19 protein-coding genes, 1 rRNA gene and 1 riboswitch are annotated in these 20,956 nt (G+C 70.0%); of the genes, 15 read left to right on the plus strand and 5 right to left on the minus strand.

Features of this window, described 5'->3' with window-relative positions; translation table 11 throughout:
- The 11 genes from rrf to ACWD0J_RS30160 form a co-directional block, all read left to right on the plus strand.
- Positions 1-95: ribosomal RNA gene (gene rrf, locus ACWD0J_RS30110) — 5S ribosomal RNA — on the plus strand; the annotation flags it as partial.
- Positions 96-205: 110 nt separating this feature from the next.
- The gene (locus ACWD0J_RS30115) at positions 206-814 is read left to right on the plus strand and encodes a CDP-alcohol phosphatidyltransferase family protein (protein WP_451498995.1); all 609 of its coding nucleotides are present in this window, start codon (positions 206-208) and stop codon (positions 812-814) included.
- Between the two features lie 114 nt (positions 815-928).
- Complete coding sequence (locus ACWD0J_RS30120) at positions 929-3,424, plus strand: sugar phosphate nucleotidyltransferase (RefSeq protein ID WP_451499032.1); 2,496 nt, start codon at positions 929-931, stop codon at positions 3,422-3,424.
- Between the two features lie 99 nt (positions 3,425-3,523).
- Positions 3,524-4,438 (plus strand): DUF881 domain-containing protein, encoded by a 915-nt coding sequence (locus ACWD0J_RS30125; protein ID WP_451498996.1) that lies wholly within the window; start codon positions 3,524-3,526, stop codon positions 4,436-4,438.
- Positions 4,435-4,767 (plus strand): small basic family protein, encoded by a 333-nt coding sequence (locus ACWD0J_RS30130; protein ID WP_003988855.1) that lies wholly within the window; start codon positions 4,435-4,437, stop codon positions 4,765-4,767. Before ACWD0J_RS30125 ends, ACWD0J_RS30130 begins: the two co-directional genes overlap by 4 nt.
- A 5-nt stretch (positions 4,768-4,772) precedes the next feature.
- Entirely contained in the window at positions 4,773-5,606 is an 834-nt protein-coding gene (locus tag ACWD0J_RS30135) for a DUF881 domain-containing protein (protein WP_451498997.1), read from the plus strand.
- A 61-nt stretch (positions 5,607-5,667) separates the two neighbouring features.
- Positions 5,668-6,627, plus strand: a complete 960-nt coding sequence (locus ACWD0J_RS30140; protein ID WP_451498998.1) for an FHA domain-containing protein — start codon at positions 5,668-5,670, stop codon at positions 6,625-6,627.
- 43 nt (positions 6,628-6,670) lie between these two features.
- A complete protein-coding gene (ftsR, locus tag ACWD0J_RS30145) occupies positions 6,671-7,408 on the plus strand; it encodes a transcriptional regulator FtsR (protein ID WP_451498999.1) in 738 nt (245 codons plus the stop codon).
- An 83-nt stretch (positions 7,409-7,491) separates the two neighbouring features.
- Positions 7,492-7,965 (plus strand): bifunctional nuclease family protein, encoded by a 474-nt coding sequence (locus tag ACWD0J_RS30150; RefSeq protein WP_004002801.1) that lies wholly within the window; start codon positions 7,492-7,494, stop codon positions 7,963-7,965.
- Positions 7,966-8,226: 261 nt separating this feature from the next.
- Positions 8,227-8,871: a MerR family transcriptional regulator gene (locus ACWD0J_RS30155; protein ID WP_451499000.1), complete on the plus strand. Its 645-nt coding sequence runs from the start codon at positions 8,227-8,229 to the stop codon at positions 8,869-8,871.
- A 58-nt stretch (positions 8,872-8,929) separates the two neighbouring features.
- A complete protein-coding gene (locus ACWD0J_RS30160; RefSeq protein ID WP_451499001.1) occupies positions 8,930-10,330 on the plus strand; it encodes a DNA polymerase IV in 1,401 nt (466 codons plus the stop codon).
- Between the two features lie 628 nt (positions 10,331-10,958).
- Here the strand turns inward: ACWD0J_RS30160 and ACWD0J_RS30165 are convergent.
- Positions 10,959-11,330, minus strand: coding sequence for a PRC-barrel domain-containing protein (locus ACWD0J_RS30165; RefSeq protein WP_451499002.1), 372 nt, complete (start codon positions 11,328-11,330; stop codon positions 10,959-10,961).
- A gap of 115 nt (positions 11,331-11,445) precedes the next feature.
- A riboswitch (glycine riboswitch) is annotated at positions 11,446-11,541 on the plus strand.
- 175 nt (positions 11,542-11,716) lie between these two features.
- Here ACWD0J_RS30165 and gcvP point away from each other — a divergent pair.
- Positions 11,717-14,602, plus strand: a complete 2,886-nt coding sequence (gene gcvP, locus ACWD0J_RS30170; protein WP_451499003.1) for an aminomethyl-transferring glycine dehydrogenase — start codon at positions 11,717-11,719, stop codon at positions 14,600-14,602.
- A 111-nt stretch (positions 14,603-14,713) separates the two neighbouring features.
- On the opposite strand, the gene ACWD0J_RS30175 is transcribed toward gcvP, so the two are convergent.
- The 4 genes from ACWD0J_RS30175 to ACWD0J_RS30190 all read right to left on the minus strand — a co-directional run bounded on the left by ACWD0J_RS30175 (position 14,714) and on the right by ACWD0J_RS30190 (position 18,495).
- Positions 14,714-15,844, minus strand: a complete 1,131-nt coding sequence (locus tag ACWD0J_RS30175) for an ABC transporter ATP-binding protein (protein ID WP_451499004.1) — start codon at positions 15,842-15,844, stop codon at positions 14,714-14,716.
- A 275-nt stretch (positions 15,845-16,119) separates the two neighbouring features.
- Positions 16,120-17,022 carry a molybdate ABC transporter permease subunit gene (gene modB / locus ACWD0J_RS30180; RefSeq protein WP_451499005.1) on the minus strand — a complete coding sequence of 301 codons (903 nt, stop codon included), beginning with the start codon at positions 17,020-17,022 and terminating at the stop codon, positions 16,120-16,122.
- On the minus strand, positions 17,019-17,918 hold the full coding sequence (modA, locus tag ACWD0J_RS30185) for a molybdate ABC transporter substrate-binding protein (protein WP_451499006.1): 900 nt from the start codon (positions 17,916-17,918) through the stop codon (positions 17,019-17,021). The genes modB and modA overlap by 4 nt, the downstream gene beginning before the upstream one ends.
- A 181-nt stretch (positions 17,919-18,099) precedes the next feature.
- Positions 18,100-18,495, minus strand: a complete 396-nt coding sequence (locus ACWD0J_RS30190) for a TOBE domain-containing protein (RefSeq protein ID WP_451499007.1) — start codon at positions 18,493-18,495, stop codon at positions 18,100-18,102.
- Positions 18,496-18,597: 102 nt separating this feature from the next.
- Between ACWD0J_RS30190 and ACWD0J_RS30195 the strand changes: the two genes are divergently transcribed.
- The 3 genes from ACWD0J_RS30195 to ACWD0J_RS30205 all read left to right on the plus strand — a co-directional run bounded on the left by ACWD0J_RS30195 (position 18,598) and on the right by ACWD0J_RS30205 (position 20,905).
- Positions 18,598-18,753, plus strand: a complete 156-nt coding sequence (locus tag ACWD0J_RS30195) for a DUF1707 domain-containing protein (RefSeq protein ID WP_451499008.1) — start codon at positions 18,598-18,600, stop codon at positions 18,751-18,753.
- Positions 18,754-18,776: 23 nt separating this feature from the next.
- Positions 18,777-18,950: a hypothetical protein gene (locus ACWD0J_RS30200; RefSeq protein ID WP_451499009.1), complete on the plus strand. Its 174-nt coding sequence runs from the start codon at positions 18,777-18,779 to the stop codon at positions 18,948-18,950.
- A 365-nt stretch (positions 18,951-19,315) separates the two neighbouring features.
- Entirely contained in the window at positions 19,316-20,905 is a 1,590-nt protein-coding gene (locus tag ACWD0J_RS30205) for a glycoside hydrolase family 43 protein (RefSeq protein WP_451499010.1), read from the plus strand.
- Positions 20,906-20,956: the final 51 nt, after the last annotated feature.

Genomic DNA, 20,956 nt, shown 5'->3' on the forward strand with positions numbered 1-20,956 from the left:
AAACGCCCGGTTACATTCCGAACCCGGAAGCTAAGCCTTACAGCGCCGATGGTACTGCAGGGGGGACCCTGTGGGAGAGTAGGACGCCGCCGAACTCCTTTTAGAGCTCTGGCTCTCGGGCATACAAGCCCGAGAGCCAGAGCTTTTTTGCGTTGAGGTAGGGTCAGGGAGCATCGTTGGCACGTTCCCCACAGGAGGCTCCCGGGTGGAGGTCCAGGAGACCCGCGTCCAGACAGACCGGGTCCTCACCATCCCCAACATCCTCAGCATGGCGCGGCTCGCCGGCGTGCCGCTCTTCCTGTGGCTGATTCTCAGGCCTGAGTTCGGTGGTCCCAAGAGTGACGGCTGGGCACTCCTGGTGTTGGCTCTGAGTGGCGTCAGCGACTACCTGGACGGCAAGCTCGCCCGACGCTGGAACCAGATCAGCAACCTCGGCCGGCTCCTGGACCCAGCCGCTGACCGGCTTTACATTCTGTCGACTCTGGTCGGCCTCACCTGGCGCGAGATTCTGCCGCTCTGGTTGACCGCTGCACTTCTGGCGCGGGAGTTGGTTCTCCTGGTGATGGTGGGCATCCTCAGGCGTTACGGCTATCCGCCGCCGCAGGTGAACTTCCTGGGCAAGGCCGCGACCTTCAACCTGATGTATGCCTTCCCGCTGCTGCTGCTCAGTGACGGAAGTGGATGGATCTCGTCACTCGCTGCGATTTTCGGATGGGCGTTCGCCGGATGGGGTACAACGCTGTATTGGTGGGCAGGAGTCCTCTACGTGGTACAAGTCCGCCGCCTTGTCCGTGCGGACGCCACGGCCGACTGACCTCGCCCATTGCTGTGGCTGTATCGGCCCGATGGCCCGCGGGGGAAAAGTGCGGGACAATCTGGACGGGTGAAGTCGGCTAGACCGTTCGTCTTAGAGGAGGACGCTTCCGACATGAAGGCCGTCGTGATGGCCGGAGGCGAGGGCACACGCCTTCGCCCTATGACCTCAAGCATGCCCAAGCCGCTCCTGCCGGTGGCCAACCGGCCGATCATGGAGCACGTTCTGCGGCTGCTCAAAAGGCATGGGCTCAATGAGACCGTCGTTACTGTTCAGTTCCTGGCCTCACTCGTCAAGAACTACTTCGGTGACGGTGAGGAGCTCGGTATGGAGCTCACCTATGCCAATGAGGAGAAGCCACTCGGTACTGCCGGAAGCGTCAAGAACGCCGAAGAGGCGTTGAAGGACGATGCTTTCCTCGTAATTTCCGGTGATGCCCTGACCGACTTCGACCTCACCGAGCTCATCAACTTCCACAAGGAAAAGGGTGCGCTGGTCACCGTCTGTCTGACGCGTGTGCCGAATCCGCTGGAGTTCGGCATCACGATCGTCGACGAGGAGGGCAAGGTCGAACGCTTCCTCGAGAAGCCGACCTGGGGCCAGGTTTTCTCGGACACCGTGAACACCGGCATCTACGTGATGGAGCCGGAAGTCTTCGACTATGTCGAGGCCGATGTGCCTGTCGACTGGTCCGGTGATGTCTTCCCGCAGTTGATGAAGGAGGGCAAGCCGGTCTACGGCTATGTCGCCGAGGGCTACTGGGAGGACGTCGGCACGCACGAGAGCTACGTGAAGGCGCAGGCCGATGTCCTGGAGGGCAAGGTCGACGTCGAGCTCGACGGCTTCGAGATCTCGCCGGGCGTATGGGTGGCCGAAGGCGCAGAGGTGCACCCCGACGCGGTACTTCGTGGGCCCCTCTACATCGGGGACTACGCCAAGGTCGAGGCCGGCGCGGAAATCCGTGAGCACACGGTCGTCGGCTCGAACGTCGTCGTGAAGAGCGGAGCCTTTCTGCACAGGGCCGTCGTCCACGACAACGTGTACGTCGGGCAGCACAGCAATCTGCGTGGATGCGTCGTCGGAAAGAACACCGACATCATGCGTGCGGCGCGGATCGAGGACGGCGCGGTCATCGGTGACGAATGCCTGATCGGTGAAGAATCGATCGTGCAGGGCAACGTGCGGGTCTATCCGTTCAAGACCATCGAGGCCGGGGCGTTCGTCAACACCTCGGTGATCTGGGAGTCACGAGGGCAGGCGCATCTCTTCGGCGCGCGGGGGGTGTCCGGAATTCTGAACGTGGAGATCACGCCCGAGCTGGCCGTGCGGCTTGCCGGTGCTTACGCCACCACGCTCAAGAAGGGCTCGACCGTCACCACGGCTCGCGACCACTCGCGAGGTGCCCGTGCGCTCAAGCGGGCGGTCATTTCCGCTCTCCAGGCCAGCGCCATCGACGTACGCGACCTGGAGAACGTGCCGCTGCCCGTCGCCCGGCAGCAGACCGGACGGGGCAGTGCCGGCGGAATCATGATCCGGACCACGCCCGGAGTGCCGGATTCCGTGGACATCATGTTCTTCGACGGGCAGGGTGCCGACCTGTCCCAGGGCAGCCAGCGGAAGCTGGACCGGGTGTTCGCGCGGCAGGAGTACCGGCGGGCGTTCCCCGGCGAGATCGGGGACCTGCACTTCCCGGCCAGCGTCTTCGACTCGTACACCGGGTCGCTGCTGCGCAACGTCGATACGACGGGTGTCGCCGAGTCGGGTCTCAAGGTCGTCGTGGACGCCTCGAACGGCAGTGCCGGACTCGTCCTGCCCAGCCTGCTCGGCAAGCTCGGAGTGGACTCGCTGACGATCAATCCTGGTCTCGATGAGTCCCGGCCGACCGAGACGGCGGACATGCGCCGGTCGGGGCTGGTGCGGCTCGGTGAGATAGTCGCGTCCTCGCGCGCCGCGTTCGGTGTGCGCTTCGACCCGGTGGGCGAGCGGCTGTCCCTGGTGGACGAGAAGGGCCGCATCATCGAGGACGACCGGGCGCTGCTCGTCATGCTCGACCTGGTGGCCGCGGACCGGCGCAGCGGGCGCGTGGCGCTGCCGGTGACCACCACGCGGATCGCCGAGCAGGTCGCGGCGTACCACGGGACGCAGGTGGAGTGGACGACGACCTCGCCCGACGATCTGACCCGGGTCGGACGCGACGAGTCGACCATCTTCGGCGGGGACGGCAAGGGCGGCTTCATCGTTCCCGAGTTCAGCAGCGTCTTCGACGGCACGGCGGCCTTCGTACGGCTGATCGGGCTGGTCGCGCGGACGCAGTTGACGCTGAGCCAGATCGACGCGCGGATTCCGCGGGCACACGTCCTCAAGCGGGATCTGGCGACTCCGTGGGCCGTCAAGGGCCTTGTGATGCGGCGGGTCGTGGAAGCGGCCGGAGATCGCTTCGTGGACACCACCGATGGTGTGCGGGTGGTGGAGACCGACGGACGTTGGGTGATGGTGCTGCCCGACCCGGCCGAGGCTGTCACCCATCTGTGGGCGGAGGGGCCCGACGACGCCTCCGCGCAGGCCCTGCTCGACGAGTGGGCGGCGGTCGTGGACAGCGCCGGGCGCTGAAAACACGTACCACGCGCGCGTGCCGGACAAGCGTCCCCAAGGGGGCCTGTCCGGCGCGCCGGTGGGGCCGTTCGGAGGTAGTGGTCGCGACGTGGGACGATGTGCGGCATGCCGCAGCAGCCCCCCGTTCGGAGCACCCCCACGCGCACGTCGCGTCCGGACGCGTCCATGTCGCTGCTCACCAACGTCATGGACCACAGCCTCGACGAGGGGTACGCCGAGGCCGCCGCACGCAAGAAGGCCGACGGCACGGGCGGTATGCCCAAGACGCTCCGGGCGAAGCTCGGTCTTGCCGCAGGGCTGGTGCTCGCGGCCCTCGTCGTGACGGTCGGAGCGGCGCAGGCGCGGGTGGCGGCGCCCGTCGTCGCCAAGGAGCGCGAGGAACTGATCGACCGCATCGACCAGGAGACCGAGGGCGCGGACAAACTCGAGGACACTGTCGACGAGCTGCGCGACGACGTGAGCGCACGGCAGCGTGAGGCCCTGAAGAAGAGCGGCGACAGTGACCAGACCGAGCTGCTGGGTCTCCTGTCGGGCGCCACGGAGGTGCACGGCCCCGGAGTGAAGCTGGTCGTCGACGACGCCAAGGATGCCACCGCGGGCGGCGACGGCGGTCCGCGCGAGACCTCGGGGTTCTCCGACACCGGACGCGTGCGCGACCGCGACATGCAGCGGGTGGTCAACGGGCTGTGGGAGTCGGGCGCCGAGGCAGTGTCCGTCAACGGGCAGCGGCTGACGGCCCTGTCGGCGATCCGCGCCGCGGGCGAGGCGATACTGGTCGACAACAAGCCACTCGTGCCTCCGTATACGGTGCTTGCCGTGGGGGACGGGAAGCGGCTGAGCACCAGGTTCCAGAACAGCGCCGACGGGCTCTACCTGCACGCCCTGCAGGAGAACTTCGGGATCCGGACCGCCATCTCCGTGGAGGACGAGCTCCGGCTGCCCGCGGCACCGAGTGTGATCGTACGTACAGCACAGCCAGCACAGCCGAAAACTGAGAAGGACACATCGTGATCGCCGTACTGGGCCTCGTCGTGGGTGTCGTGGCCGGCCTGTTGGTCCGGCCCGAGGTTCCGGCGGTCGTCGAGCCGTATCTGCCGATCGCCGTCGTGGCGGCACTGGACGCCGTCTTCGGAGGTCTGCGGGCCATGCTCGACGGCATCTTCGACGACAAGGTGTTCGTCGTGTCGTTCCTGTCGAACGTGGTGGTGGCCGCGCTGATCGTGTTCCTGGGCGACAAGCTGGGTGTGGGTGCCCAGTTGTCGACCGGTGTCGTCGTGGTCCTCGGAATCCGTATCTTCTCGAATGCCGCGGCGATCCGTAGGCATGTGTTCCGGGCGTGAGGCCGATGAGCAACCAGGACGAGACACCGGACAACAGGCTGCGCAAGGAGCTGCCCGAGGAAGTGCCCGCCGGGGCGCGGCCTCCGGCCGGGGACGGCGGGCGGGCGGAGCCGCAGCTGACCGGTCGCCAGCGGTTGGTGAAGGGGCTGTGGCCGCCGCGCGTCACCAGGGCCCAACTCATCGTGGCCCTGCTCCTGTTCGGCCTGGGCTTCGGCCTGGCCGTCCAGGTCGCGTCGAACAGTGACAGCGGCAGCGCGCTGCGGGGTGCGCGTCAGGAAGATCTTGTGCGCATCCTCGATGAACTGGACGACCGTACGCAGCGTCTTGAAGACGAGAAGCAGGGCCTCGAAAAGCAGCGTGACGAGCTGGAGAACAGTTCGGACCAGGCCGAGGAAGCCCGCAAGCAGACGGTCGAGAAGGAGAGGCAGCTCGGGATCCTCGCCGGCACGGTGGCCGCGCAGGGGCCCGGCATCACGATGACCATCGGCGACACCAAGGGGACGGTCGAGGCGGACATGCTGCTCGACGCGGTCCAGGAGCTGCGCGCGGCCGGCGCGGAAGCGATCCAGGTGAACGGCGTGCGCGTCGTCGCGGGGACCTACCTGACGGATTCCGGCAACGGCGTGGGCGTCGACGGGAACAAGATCAAAGCTCCTTTTCGTTTCAAGGTCATCGGCCAGCCGCAGGACCTCGAGCCGGCGCTGAACATCCCTGGAGGTGTGGTGCAGACTCTTGAGAAGGAGCAGGCCACCGTGACCGTCGAACGCTCGGACAAGATCATTGTGGACGCCTTGCGAGCAGCGAAGCGGCCTGACTACGCTCGGTCGTCCTCGCGGTGAACCGGGGGTGCATGGCTGACGTCCGGCTAGGGCATGAGGTTGCGGGGGGTCGGCGCACCGATTGGGTGGTGCGTGGTGGAAACTGTCTGGTGGATACGGACGTTGTGAGGATGTCCGGGTCGACCGGTGTGTTCAATCAGGGTTCGTCCTGCCCCACGGGCGGGTCTGTTTCGGTCAAGGGGAATCGCCCGTGAAGTTGTTTGCGAAGTTGTTCGGCAAGAGCGCGCGAGAGGGCAGCGCCAATGCGACCGCCCGCCATCGCGCACAGCCTGACGCGGAAGGCCAGCGGCCGCTGTTCCGGGACCAGGTCGGTGGTCCGGGCGGTGACGTTTCCGGAGGTCAGGGCGCGCCGTCTGTTGACCCTGCCCAGTCCGGAGGCATAGGTTTCGGGCAACCGTCAACCTCAAGTACGGGTGGAGGGTTTTCCGCCGACCCGTATGCGTCCAACGCCCCTGGGGGGCAGCCGCGGCAGGAGGATCCGTCCATGTCGGCCCTGGTGTGTACGAGGTGCGGTAACCGCAACGCGGAGAACAGCCGCTTCTGCTCGAACTGCGGGGCGCCGCTGCGGGCCGGGGCGACGGCCGAGCGTCCTTCCGAGACCACGTCCACGATCTCCATCTCCGGGCTCGAGGCCTACGACGCCGAGGTCACGGGCCAGACGCAGATGCCGATGCTCTCCCCGGAGGCGCAGGCGGCCGTCGACGCGCTGCCGCTCGGGTCCGCGCTTCTGGTGGTCCGCCGTGGTCCGAACTCGGGCAGCCGCTTCCTTCTGGACGGTGACCTGACCACGGCCGGGCGTCACCCGCAGAGCGACATCTTCCTGGACGACGTGACGGTCTCCCGTCGGCACGTGGAGTTCCGTCGCGGCCAGGACGGCTCGTTCACCGTGGCCGACGTGGGCAGTCTGAACGGCACGTACGTCAACCGGGAGCGGATCGACCAGGTCGCTCTGAACAACGGTGACGAGGTGCAGATCGGCAAGTACCGGCTGGTGTTCTACGCGAGCCAGCGGGGCTACTGACCCTCTCCCGGACTGCGTCCGGGGGGACCCTCAGGGAAGGTCCATGCTTCAATCACCGAGCGGCGGTGCCGGGCACGGCACCGCCGCCGCGGACAGTGGGCTGATGAGCATCGGCACGGTGCTGAACGTGCTGCGCGACGAGTTTCCCGAAGTGACCATCTCCAAGATCCGTTTCCTGGAGTCGGAAGGACTCATCGAGCCGCGGCGTACCCCCTCGGGATACCGCAAGTTCAGCGTCGGCGACGTCGAACGCCTGAGCCATGTCCTGAGGATGCAGCGGGACCACTATCTGCCGCTCAAGGTGATCCGCGAGCATCTGGACGCCATGGAGCGCGGCGAGGCCGTACCGCTGCCGGTCCTGGGACGCCAGCGGGACGGCGAGGCCGTTCCGGAGACCTCCGAGGGGCCCACGGCGGCTCGGATCGGGCGGGACGAGCTGCTCGCCGCAGCGGAGATCAGCGAGCAGGAGCTGGAGGAGTGGGAGTCGTACGGGCTCGTCGCTCCGTTGCCGGACGGGTCCTATGACGCCGAGGCCGCCACTGTGGCCTCGCTCGTCGCCGAGCTGGGGAGGTTCGGGATCGAACCGCGGCATCTGCGGGTGATGAAGGCCGCCGCCGACCGTGAGGCCGGTCTGGTGGACCAGGTCGTGGCCCCGCTGAGGCGCCACCGCAACCCGCAGACCAGGGCCCACGCGGAAGCCCGTACGAAGGAGCTGGCCGGGCTCACGGTGAAACTGCACGCTGCGCTGGTGCAGACCGCTCTCGGCGTACGGCTGCCCTGACACCGGTCGTCACGCGGGGCGGATCGGTCACCCGTTTCCTGCCCGACTACCCAAACGTCCCGGGCACGGCCTAGGGTTGCTGTGTGAACGAGCTCGATGTCGTAGGTGTCCGGGTCGAAATGCCCTCCAACCAACCGATCGTGCTCCTGCGTGAAGTGGGAGGCGACCGCTACCTCCCCATCTGGATCGGGCCTGGGGAGGCTACGGCGATCGCCTTCGCGCAGCAGGGCATGGCCCCCGCCCGTCCGCTGACCCACGACCTGTTCAAGGACGTGCTGGAGGCCGTCGGCCAGGAGCTCACCGAAGTGCGCATCACGGATCTCCGTGAGGGCGTCTTCTACGCGGAGCTGGTGTTCGCCAGCGGCGTCGAGGTGAGCGCGCGGCCGTCCGATGCCATAGCGCTGGCCCTGCGCACCGGAACGCCGATCTACGGCAGTGACGGCGTGCTCGACGACGCGGGCATCGCGATCCCGGACGAGCAGGAGGACGAAGTGGAGAAGTTCCGCGAGTTCCTCGACCAGATCTCCCCCGAGGACTTCGGCACCAGCAGCCAGTGAGGCGCGGGCGGCCCGGCGGACGCGAGCAGTCCTGCCGGGCCCGTCCGTGTCCGTCGGCGTCTCACATGCCGGCATTTGCCAGCGGCGCGTGAGAGCGTCCTGCGGCCCGCTTCGAGCGCATTCGGCTAGCCTTTCCCCGCGGTGGGGTACGGGAAACCACTCTCAGGGTGATTATCACTCGGCGTGCCGAGTGTGGCGATCGTTGACGCACCCCTGGTGACTGCCTACCGTCGAGAAGGCAGGTCAAGGACGGAGGTCGGCGTGAGAAGCAGCGGCGACGGTACGGCTGGGGGTGCCCCCGGACGCAGTCTCGGGGCGAGCGGTCCGTACCCGCTTCACAGCAACGCGGCCGATCACGCTCCGCAGCGACCGACGGCCGTGCCGAGCAGCGGAGGGGCGACGTCCATGGCGTCCGAGCAGATCGGCTACCGCGGTCCGACGGCGTGCGCGGCCGCCGGCATCACGTACCGGCAACTGGACTACTGGGCCCGCACGGGGCTCGTCGAGCCGAGCGTGCGGCCCGCCTACGGGTCCGGCACACAGCGTCTGTACAGCTTCCGGGATGTCGTCATCCTGAAGGTGGTCAAGCGTTTTCTCGACACCGGTGTGTCGCTGCAGAACATCCGCACCGCGGTGCAGCATCTGCGCGAGAGCGGATTCCAAGACCTGGAGCGCATGACGCTGATGAGTGACGGCGCCACGGTCTACGAGTGCACCACGCCCGACGAGGTCCACGCGCTGCTTCAAGGCGGCCAGGGCATCTTCGGCATCGCCGTCGGCGTGGTGTGGCGGGACGTCGAGAGCGCCCTGTCGCAGTTGCACGGCGAGCGGGTCGACACCGGGGAGACCCTGGTCGGGCCCAACCCCGCCGATGAGCTGGCGCGGCGGCGCAACCGGGCGGTCTGACCGTCCTGCCCGCTCTTGGGCAGGGGCATTGTCAGTGGCGTAGGGCAGCATCGGAGATGTGAGAAGCGCGCCCACGATCCTGCATCTCGACATGGATGCCTTTTTCGCCTCGGCGGAGCAGGCGTCCAAGCCGAGCCTGCGCGGGAAGGCCGTCATCGTGGGCGGGCTGGGGCCGCGTGGGGTGGTGGCCACGGCGTCGTACGAGGCGCGGGTGTTCGGGGTGCACTCGGCGATGCCCATGGCCCAGGCGAGACGACTGGCGCCGAACGCGGCGTATCTCGTGCCGCGCTTCGCGTTCTACCGGGCGATCAGCGAGCAGGTGATGGGGCTGCTGCGGGGCCTGTCGCCGTTGGTGGAGCCGCTGAGTCTGGACGAGGCGTTCGTGGACCTGGAGGCCGGGGGAGCGGCCTGGGACGAGGAGTCGGCGCGGCTGGCCGCGGTGAAGCTGCGGGCGGACATACGGGCGGTGACGGGGCTGACGGGTTCGGTGGGGCTCGCCGCGTCCAAGATGCTCGCGAAGATCGCCTCGGAGCAGGCCAAGCCCGACGGGCTGGTGGTGATCGAGCCGGGGACCGAGCGGGCCATGCTGGGCCCGATGTCGGTGCGGACGCTGCCCGGGGTGGGGCCGGCGACGGGGGACCATCTGCGCCGGGCCGGGATCACCACGGTCGAGGAGATCGCGGAGGCGGGTGAGGACGAGCTCGTACGGCTGCTGGGGAAGGCGCACGGGCACGGGCTGTACGCCATGGCGCTGGCGCGGGACGAACGGCCTGTGGTGGCCGAGCGGGAGACGAAGTCGGTCTCGGTGGAGGACACGTACGACATCGACATCCATGACCGGGTCAGGGTGGGACTGGAGGTGCAGCGGCTGGCGGACCGGTGCGTGCGGCGGCTGCGGGAGGCGGGGCTGTCCGGGCGGACGATCGTGCTGAAGGTGCGGAGGTACGACTTCTCCACGCTGACGCGGTCCGAGACCTTGCGCGGGCCCACGGACGATCCGGCGGTGGTGCGGGAGGCCGCGGCCCGGTTGCTGGACTCCGTGGACACGACGGGGGGTGTGCGGCTGCTCGGGGTGGGGGTCAGCGGGCTGGCCGACTACACGCAGGAGGATCTGTTCGCGCAGGCCGCGGGGGAGCGGGAGCGAGTGGACTCCGGTCCGGTGGAAGCACCCGAGAACGGGCCGGCCGTGGAGCCCGAGGTGCCGGTCGAGCGGCGGTGGCCGTCGGGGCACGATGTGCGGCATGCCGAGTACGGGCATGGGTGGGTGCAGGGGAGCGGGCTGGGGCGGGTGACCGTGCGGTTCGAGACGCCTGACTCGGAGCCGGGGCGGGTGCGGACGTTTCGCGTCGACGACCCCGGGTTGCAGCCGGCGGAGCCGCTGCCGTTGGTGGCGGGGAGTTCTGGGACGGAGGCGAGGGCCGGGGGTGGGGGTGCTCCGGCGGGGGAGGTCTCGGCGTGATGGTTGTGACCGGCGTGCGTGCGGAGCGGCGGGGAGCTGGGGTGCGCGGAGGTTGGGTGCGTGCGGGTGGGACCGGCGGGGGTGGGGTGGCGCAGCTGCGCAGCCCGGCGCTTGCGGGGGTGCCGCCCGTGCCCGCCCGTGCCGTCCCAGCGGCACGACTGCCCGCGGATGGGCGGGGGAGGCGGGGACGGTCGCCTGTGTGCTGGGCGGGTGCGGGTGCGGCTGTGCCCGTGGTCGGGCTGGGGCAGTCGTGGCCCGTGGTTGGGCTGGGTCCGTAGGCGATGGCGTGTGGCGGCTGTGGGGGGTGACTGTGCGACGGCCGTGGTCGGGGACGGCTGGTGGTGACGCGGCGCGGTGACTGCCGTCGTGGGTGACGGTTGGTGGTGATGGTGCGGCTCACCGTGTGACGGTTGCGGGTGGGTGCGTGGCGGAGGGGGTGCGGGGCCTTCGCGGGGTGCGGTGTGGCGGGGGCAGGGGGACTGAGGCCGAGTCGTGGGGGTGCGGTCTGCCTGGGCTGCGACGGTCTGTGGAGGGGGGTGCGTTGTGGCTGGTGGTGCGGCTTGGGGAGGAGGTTGGACCGTGGGGTGTGCGTGGGGGCTGGGCTGTCGGCTCGGGGTCGGTGGGGGCGTCAGGGATCGTCCGTGCCGGCCAGTTTGCCGAAGTCGTGGTCCGGGAGCGGGGGAGGGGCGGACAGGTCGAGGCCGTAGTGGTGGTAGAGCTGGAGTTCCTGCTCGGGGGAGAGGTGGCGGCCTACGCCGAAGTCGGGGGCGTCCCTGATCAGGGCGCGGTCGAAGGGGACGCGGAGGGCGCCCTCGATCAGTTCGCTGGGCTCCAGGGGAACGAAGGCGTCCCGGGAGAAGAGGCCGGTGCGTATGGCCGCCCACTCGGGTACGCCGGTCGCGTCGTCGAGGTAGATCTCGTCGATCGTCCCGATCTTGGTGCCGTTGCGGTCGAACGCCTTGCGGCCGATCAGGTTGCGCGGATCGATGTCGCTCTGCACGGGCCCTCCACTAGGGTCGCAACTCATCCGTAAGCACTACGAAAGAGCACATTCAGGGAGGCGGCCACTCGAACGCTCGGGCGTTGACCGCGCTGGTACGCTGACAAACGGCTGCTGATCCCATGCGGGAGAGTCCTCCAGACATCACCGGAGGCGCCGAAGGAGCAAATCCTCCCCGGAATCTCTCAGGCCCACGTACCGCATGGACGAGGTCACTCTGGAAAGCAGGGCGGGTGTCGACGGCTTCCGCTCTCACCGACGGTGAAAACCGGGCGCCCTCGGGTGCCCGGTGAAGCTCTCAGGTTGAGATGACAGAGGGGGAGGCCGTCCGGGTACCCGTGCCGTGGTGCCCCTCGAAGGTCGCGTCAGACCAGGAGGCCTCCGCAATGACCGCCCACCGCATTCCGCTCTCGGAGCTGGAGCAGGGAATCCCGTTCGAACAGCGCCACATCGGGCCCGACCAGGAAGCGCGGGCCAAGATGCTCGCCCAGGTCGGGTACGGCTCGCTGGACGAGCTCACCGCCGCCGCCGTGCCGGACGTGATCAAGAACGCCGACGCGCTGGACCTGCCCGGTGCGCGGACCGAGGCCGAGGTGCTGGCCGAGCTGCGGTCGCTGGCCGATCGCAACCAGGTCCTCGACTCCATGATCGGACTCGGGTACTACGGAACCTTCACGCCGCCCGTGATCCTGCGCAACGTGATGGAGAACCCCGCCTGGTACACCGCTTACACGCCCTACCAGCCGGAGATCTCCCAGGGGCGTCTCGAAGCGCTGCTGAACTTCCAGACCATGGTCGCCGAGCTCACCGGGCTGCCGACCTCCGGTGCCTCGCTGCTGGACGAGGGCACGGCCGCCGCCGAGGCGCTGGCGCTGTCCCGGCGCATGGGCAGGAACAAGAAGGGGCTGTTCCTGGTCGACGCGGACGTGCTGCCGCAGACCATCGCGGTGATCCGGACCCGTGCCGAGTCGACCGGCGTGGAGGTCGTCGTCGCCGACCTCGATGACGGCATCCCGGCCGAGCTCGGCGAGCGCGAGATCAACGGCGTGCTGATCCAGTACCCGGGAGCCTCCGGTGCCGTCCGTGACATCGAGCCGGTCATCGCGCAGGCCCACGAGCTCGGCGCGCTCGTGACCGTCGCCGCCGATCTGCTGGCGCTGACACTGCTGAAGTCGCCGGGGGAACTCGGTGCGGACATCGCCGTCGGGACGACCCAGCGGTTCGGTGTGCCGATGGGCTTCGGCGGGCCGCATGCCGGATACATGGCCGTGCGGGAGAAGTTCGCGCGCAGCCTGCCCGGACGGCTCGTGGGCGTGTCCGTGGACGCGGACGGGAACAGGGCGTACCGGCTGGCGCTGCAGACGCGTGAGCAGCACATCCGCCGGGAGAAGGCGACCAGCAACATCTGTACGGCGCAGGTGCTGCTCGCGGTGATGGCCGCCATGTACGCCGTCTACCACGGGCCCCAGGGCCTCAAGAGCATCGCGCGGCGCACCCACCGGTACGCCACGATCCTCGCCGCCGGGCTGACGGCCGGCGGGGTCGAGGTCGTGCACGGCTCCTACTTCGACACCCTGACCGCGCGGGTGCCCGCGGAGGCCGCCCAGGTCGTCGCCGCCGCGCGGGAGAACGGGGTCAACCTGCGGCTCGTGGACGCCGACCACGTGTCCATGGCCTGCGACGAGACGACCGGGCGGGCCCAGCTGAGCGCGGTGTGGGCCGCTTTCGGGGTCGAGGGTCACATCGACGCGCTCGACGCGGCCACCGAGGACTCGCTCCCGGCCGCGCTGCTGCGCACCGACGACTACCTCACGCACCCGGTCTTCCACCAGTACCGCTCCGAGACCGCGATGCTGCGCTACCTGCGCCGGCTCGCCGACCGGGACTACGCGCTCGACCGCGGCATGATCCCGCTGGGCTCCTGCACCATGAAGCTCAACGCGACCACGGAGATGGAGCCGGTCACCTGGCCCGAGTTCGGGCAGCTGCATCCCTTCGCGCCCGTCGAGCAGGCGCAGGGCTATCTCACGCTCATCCGCGAGCTGGAGGAACGTCTCGCCGAGGTCACCGGGTACGACAAGGTGTCGTTGCAGCCCAACGCGGGTTCGCAGGGCGAGCTGGCGGGACTGCTCGCCGTACGCGGATACCACCGCGCCCGCGGTGACGAGCAGCGGACCGTCTGCCTGATCCCGTCGTCCGCGCACGGGACGAACGCGGCCAGCGCCGCGATGGCCGGGATGAAGGTCGTCGTCGTGAAGACCGCCGACGACGGTGAGATCGACGTCGAGGACCTGCGGGCGAAGATCGAACAGCACCGGGACGAGCTGGCGGTGCTGATGATCACGTACCCCTCCACGCACGGTGTGTTCGAGGAGCACGTCGCCGACATCTGCGCCCAGGTGCACGAGGCGGGCGGGCAGGTGTACGTCGACGGCGCCAATCTGAACGCGCTGGTGGGGCTCGCCAAGCCCGGGCACTTCGGCGGGGACGTCTCGCACCTGAACCTGCACAAGACCTTCTGCATCCCGCACGGCGGCGGCGGTCCGGGCGTCGGGCCGGTCGGTGTGCGCGAGCACCTGGCACCGTATCTGCCGAACCACCCGCTGCAGCCCGCGGCCGGGCCGGAGACGGGCGTCGGGCCCATCTCGGCGGCGCCCTGGGGCTCCGCGGGGATCCTGCCGATCTCGTGGGCGTATGTGCGGCTCATGGGCGGTGAAGGACTGAAGCGGGCCACTCAGGTGGCGGTGCTGAGCGCGAACTACGTCGCCAAGCGGCTGGAGCCGCACTACCCGGTGCTCTACACCGGTCCGGGCGGGCTCGTCGCCCACGAGTGCATCATCGACCTGCGGCCGCTGACCAAGGCGACCGGTGTGAGCGTCGACGACGTGGCCAAGCGGCTCATCGACTACGGGTTCCACGCGCCGACGATGTCGTTCCCGGTGGCCGGGACGTTGATGATCGAGCCGACCGAGTCCGAGGATCTGATCGAACTCGACCGGTTCTGCGAGGCGATGATCGCGATTCGCGCGGAGATCGAGAAGGTCGGCTCGGGCGAGTGGCCCGCGGACGACAACCCGCTGCGCAACGCCCCGCACACCGCCGGCGCGCTCGGCGGCGCGTGGGAGCACGCGTACACGCGCGAGGAGGCCGTCTTCCCGGGCGGGGTGTCGGTGGCGGACAAGTACTGGCCGCCGGTGCGCCGTATCGACCAGGCCTTCGGCGACCGCAACCTGGTCTGCTCCTGCCCGCCGCTGGACGCGTACGAGGACTGATGTCCCTACGCGACCTGATGTCGCGTACGGGTACGCGTACTGACGTGTCGTGGAGAGGGCTCCGTCCGGTCGTGCACCGGGCGGGGTCATCACCGTGGTCGTCGGTGAGAGTCATGCTGGGTATGCGTGTGTTTGTGCCGCTTTGACGGTTGCCCAGACAGGTGCGCCGGGGTGCAGGTCGAGTTCGGCCGCGGCGACCGTCGTGAGGTCGGCGGCGAGGGGGAGTTCGCCGGTCAGGTCCGCGCGGATCTGGTCGCCGTGGGTCTCCAGGCCGGCCACTTCGCAGCGCCACAGGTTGCGGGCGCTGGAGCCGGTGGGGCGGTCGCGGTGAAGGGTTACCGCGCTCGGGGGGAAGGCGACGAAGACGGGGCCGGACAGGTCTTCGGTGGTGGTGAGGGCGGGGCCGGCGTCGAGCCGGACCGTGTGGCCTTCGGCCCGCCCTCGGTAGAGGTTGAGGCCGACCAGCTGCGCGATGTAGTCCGTACGGGGATGGCGGGCGATGTCGGAGGGGGTGCCCTCCTGGACGACCCGGCCGTGCTCGACGACGACGAGCCGGTCGGCCAGCACCATGGCGTCCAGCGGGTCATGTGTGACCAGGACCGCCACGGCCTCGAACTCGGTCAGGTGGCGGCGGAGTTGGGCGCGTACCTCCAGGCGGGTGCGGGCGTCCAGGGCGGCCAGGGGCTCGTCGAGGAGGAGCAGGCGGGGGTGGGTGGCCAGGGCGCGGGCGAGGGCGACGCGCTGGGCCTGGCCGCCGGAGAGCTTGCGGGGCTTGGCGCCGGCGTGCTCGGCCAGGCCCATGCGGTCCAGCCACTCGGCGGCCTGGGCGCGGGCTTCCGCCTTGGTGGCGCCGTGGCAGCGCGGGCCGAAGGCCACGTTGTCGAGGGCGGACAGGTGGGGGAAGAGCAGGTAGTCCTGGAAGACCACGCCGACCGGGCGGGATTCGGGTGGCGTACGGTCCAGCGCGGCGCCGTCGAGGCGCAGATGCCCGTCCGTGAGCGGGACGAGACCGGCGAGGGCGCGCAGGGCGGTGGTCTTGCCGGCGCCGTTCGGACCGAGCAGGGCGACGACGTCGCCGGGAGCGGCGGTGAGGGTGATGTCGAGGCGGAAAGTGCCGTGCTCGACGACGAGGCGGGCGTCCAGGCCTGGGGGGCCTGGGGGTTGTGGGGCGTGTGAGGGGTCTGGGTCGGCGGTGGTGCGGGTGGCGTCGGGGTCGGGGGCGGCTGGGGTTGCGTCAGGCATGAGGGGAACGTCCGGGTCGGGTTCGGGGCCCGCTTGGTCAAGGGCCCGCTTCAGTGTCGGGAGCGTGCGGCATGATTTCGGGAGTGTCCGGGAGGTCTCTCCTGGTGTCCGGCATGGTCTCGCCTCGGGGGTGTCCGGCGGCAGGGGCTCGGGGGTCGTCCGACGTGGTGTCCCGCATGGTCTCGCCTCCGGGGTGTCCGGCGGCAAGGGCCCGGAGGTTGTCCGACGGGGTGTCCGGGTGCCTCGCACCCTGCCGGAAAAGTTCGGCATCGGGCTCAGGATGCGGTCATCCAGCGGTCCCGCAGGCCCGCCAGTACGGCGATGGACACGGCCAGCAGCACCAGGCTGAGGGCGATCGCGGCCGCCGGGTCGTTCTGCAGGGCCAGGTAGACCGCGAGCGGCATGGTCTGCGTACGGCCCGGGAAGTTGCCGGCGAAGGTGATCGTCGCACCGAACTCGCCCAGCGCCCGGGCCCAGGCCAGCACGGACCCCGCCGCGATGCCCGGCGCGATCAGCGGGAGGGTGACCCGGCGGAACGCGGTGAAGCGGGAGGCGCCCAGGGTGGTGGCCGCCTCTTCGTAGCGCGGGTCGGCGGCGCGCAGGGTGCCCTCGACGCTGATGACGAGAAACGGCATCGCCACGAACGTCTCGGCGAGGACGACGCCCGCCGTGGTGAACGGCAGGGTGATGCCGAACCAGGAGTCCAGCCACTGTCCTACGACGCCGTTGCGGCCGAGCGCGAGCAGCAGGGCCACACCGCCGACCACCGGGGGCAGGACGAGGGGCAGCGTGACCAGGGCGCGGACCAAGCCGCGGCCGGGGAAGTCGGTGCGGGCCAGCAGCCACGCGAGCGGCACGCCGATGACCAGGCTCAGCGCGGTCGCCGCCGTGGCGCACACCAGCGACAGCCGGAGCGCCTGCCAGACCTCGGCGCTGGCCAGCTGCTCGGGGAGGCTGCGCCAGGGGGCTCGTACGAGGAGGGCGACCAGGGGGAGGAGAAGGAAGGCCATGCCTGCGAGCGCGGGGAGGAGGAGGGGGAGAGGGGCGCTTCGGCCTCGGGTTCGGCCTTGGTTCCAACCTCGGTTCTGGCCTCGGTTCCGGCCTTGGGGTCGGTCTCCGTCGGCCTTGCGGTCATGCCTGCGCCCCGGTCCGCCCTCCCGGGTGACGGGGCCGGTCATGGCTTGAGGAATCCGGCGTCGGTCAGGACCTGCTGGCCCTCGGTGGACTTGACCAGTGCGATGAACGCCTTCGCCGCGTCGCGGTTGGGGGCGTTGTCGAGGAGGGCGATCGGGTAGTCGTTGACGGCCTTGGCCGACTCGGGGAAGTCCACGCCCTCCACCTTGTCACCCGCCGCCTTCACGTCGGTCTTGTAGACGACGGCGGCGTCGGCCTCCTTCAGCTCGACCTTCGTCAGGGCGCCCTTGACGTCCTGTTCGTAGGAGACCGGCGTGAGTTCGAGACCGCTGGCGTCCAGGGCGGTCCGGGCAGCCGCGCCGCACGGCACCGTCTTGTCGCACAGGACGACCTTCAGGCCCGGCTTGGTGAGGTCCTTGAGGGAGGAGATGTTGTCGGGGTTGCCCGGCAGAGTGGCGATCTCCAGTTGGTTGCGGACAAAGGTGGTGGGTGTGCCGACGGCGGCCTTCTGGTCCGTCACGGTCGTCATCGTCTTGGCGCTGGCGGCGGCGAAGACGTCGGCCGGGGCGCCGCTGGTGATGCTCGCGGCGAGCGTGTCGCTGCCGCCGAAGTTAAAGGTGACCTTCGTTCCGGGGTGCTCCTTCTCGAACTCCTTGCCCAGGGTCGTGAAGCTCTCCTGGAGGGAGGCGGCGGCGAAGACGGTCACCGTGCCGGAGAGCCGCGCCGAGGTTGCGGACCTGCCCGCAGCGGAACCCGCGCCGGCTTCTGCGCCAGAACTCGCGTCGGAGGACGAGCAGGCGGTGAGGGTCAACAGCGCGGCGGCTCCCGCGCCGATCGCCAGCAGTGCCCCGTGGGTCCGAGGGATTCGGGGGGCCTGGCGGGTCCGGTGGGTCGGTTGGGTCCGGTGGGTCCGGTGGGTCCGGCGCGCGGAACGGTTCATCTCGGGTCCACTCCATCGGTCGGTCCGCGGAAAAGCCCGTCGGCCCTTCCGATACGCCGATCATACTTCCGCATATGCGAGGCCTAAGTCACTTGTGTCATAGCATGAGCTGCCGTAAGTGCGGTCGGGGGTGGGCATGTGCGTTTCTATGGACGCCGTCGTCCATTCGGTACGTGGCCGCTCAGGTGCGGTCGACATGTACGTTCGTCGACTTCACGCGGGCTGTGGCCTCCATACCGACCTCCAGACCGAGTTCCTCGACGGCCTCGCGGGTCAGGAGGGAGACGAGCCGGTGCGGACCGGCCTGGATCTCGACCTGGGCGGCGACATCGCCCAGCTTGATCGCGGTGACGATGCCGGGGAAGGCGTTGCGGACGGACGTGTGCGGTGGATCCTCCTCGCCGTTTCCGGCCTTGGCGAGTTCCACCGAGAACGCGGCCAGGTCCCGCCCGTCGATGAGTCGTCTGCCGCTGTCGTCGCGGTGGGTCGCCATCCGGCCGGCGTCCGCCCAGCGGCGGGCGGTGTCGGGGCTCACGCCGAGCAGTCGTGCTGCCTGGCCGATCGTGTAGGACTGCATGCGGTCACGATAGGGGCCGGTGGGGAACCGCGGGCGTGGGGCTGGCCGTTGCGTATAACGCGATATGGCGTCAGTGCGTCGGGTGGGGGACGGGAGTGGGGCGTGTCGGTCTCGGACGGGTCGGTGCGTGGTGACGGGGCCGCCGGTGTCGCCGCGCGGCTCGGGCTGAGGGTCTCGCACACGGACCGGGACGAGGTCGTCGACGTGCTGCGTGTCGCGGCGGGGGACGGTCGGCTGACCGCTGCTGACCGCTGCTGACCGCTGAGGAGCTCGACGAGCGGGTGGAAGCGGCGCTGGCCGCGCGCACTGTGGGAGAGCTGGCCGTTCTGACGGCGGAGCTGTCGACGGGCACGGCACGAGTGCGGGCGTTGGGGCGGGTGTCGGGGAGGCTCACTGGCGTTGCTGACGCGGCCGGGGGTCGTGGTGGACGCGCCCCACGGCGGTTCGGCCGGTAGCGGCAGTGGGGCCGGCTGGTGGAGTGGCCTCGATGAGGGCCGCCGACTTGGCCGGCGGCGGTCACTCGCCACTCACCCTCGCGCGGAACCTCGTCACTCCACCGCTCAGCCCTCCCGGCCACCTGCCCTGAGAATGGGGTCAAGCGCCGGTGCACGGGCAGGGCGCTTCCCGGCGGGGATCCGCCCCGACGCCCGGATCGTCTCGATGCGCACGGCCGCCCGCATGACCGCACCGGCTCGGCCGTGCGGTAGGTGCGTGACGTCTTGCCCCGCTTCCGAGAGCCACCTACAGTGCAGCTCCGTAACGTTCGCCAGATCATCCGAAAGTTTCGCCCCCACCGCGACGCTCGAAGGGACTGACGCGCATGCGGACGTACGACAACCCCGTGCTCGGTGGCTTCCACCCCGACCCCAGTGTGTGCCGGGTGGGCGAGGACTACTACCTCGTCTGCTCCAGCTTCGAGTACTTCCCCGGCGTTCCGCTCTTCCACAGCCGTGACCTCGTGCACTGGCGGCAGATCGGCAACGTCCTTGACCGGCCCGGGCAGTTGCCGCTGTCCGACGACACGGTGGCCTCCGCCGGGATCTACGCCCCGACGATCCGTCACCACGGCGGCCGCTTCTACATGATCACGACGAATGTCTTCGGCGGCGGCAACTTCCTCGTCACCAGTGAGCGGCCCGAAGGTCCCTGGTCCGACCCGGTCTGGATCGACCTGGAGGGGATCGATCCCGACCTGGCCTGGGACGACGACGGCTCCTGCTGGTGTGCCGTCTCCGGTGTCCGGGTCGCCCGCATCGATCCCGTGACCGGGAAGGTGCTGGAAGGGCCGCTGCCGGTCTGGTCTGGCACCGGGGCGCAGCACCCGGAGGCGCCGCACCTCTACCGCATCGGCGACTGGTGGTACCTGATGCTCGCTGAGGGCGGCACCGCCCACGGCCACAGCGTCTCGATCGCCCGCGCCCGTTCCCCGCGCGGCCCCTACGAACCCGCCCCGGTAAACCCGGTCCTCACCCACCGCAGCACCGGACTGCCGATCCAGTGCACCGGCCACGCCGACCTGGTCCAGGCACCCGACGGCACCTGGTGGATGCTGCTGCTGGGCACGCGGCCCCGCGGCTTCTTCCCGTCCTTCCACGTCCTCGGCCGGGAGACCTTCCTGACCCCCGTGGAGTGGGTGGACGGCTGGCCGCGCGTCGGCCCGGTCCGGGAACGGCATCCCGCGCCGGAGGCCTGGCACCCCGTCGAACTCCCGCCGCAGCGGGACGACTTCGACGCCGGGCGCCTGGCACCGTATTGGATCTCCCCGCGCAGCCGGCCGGAGGGCTCCTGGTCGCTGACCGAGCGGCCCGGCCGGCTGACCCTGCATGCCACCGGGGACACGCTCGACCGGCCGGGGCACACCTTCGTCGGGCGCCGGCAGCAGCACCCCGACTGCCGCGCCGCCGCCCGCCTGGACCCAGGAAGGGGCCGCGCCGGCCTGTCCGTACGCATCGACGAGGCCCACCACTACGACCTCGAGGTCGCCGGGGGAGAGGCCAGTGTGATCGCCCGGATCGGACCCGTACGGCAGTGCCTCGCCCGGCAGCCGGTCCCGCCGGGGCCGGTCACGCTCGTCGTCGAGATCGGCACGGCGTCCCCGGTGCCCCCGACCGCCACCAGTTCCGGCGAACCGGCCCCCGGGATCAGGCCCGGCGGCCCCGACACGATCGCCTTCTCGGTCGAGACGGAGCGCGCGGACCGGAGCGCGGACACGAGTGCGGACGAGGGCGGGGGCGGGGACGAGGGTGCGGGCGCGGGCGGGGACGGGCGCGGTGAACCGCTCGCCGCACTCGACGGCCGCTATCTGTCGACGCAGGTCGCCGGAGGCTTCACCGGGCGGGTGATCGGCATGTACGTGACCGAGGGCAGCGCGTCCTTCGACTGGTTCGCGTACGCGCCGTCGCGCGCCTGAAGCAGCCGCTTTCCGGAACGAGTCGGCGGCGAGGTCGCCCAACATTCCCCC

The sequence above is a fragment of the Streptomyces sp. NPDC003011 genome, assembly GCF_053591515.1.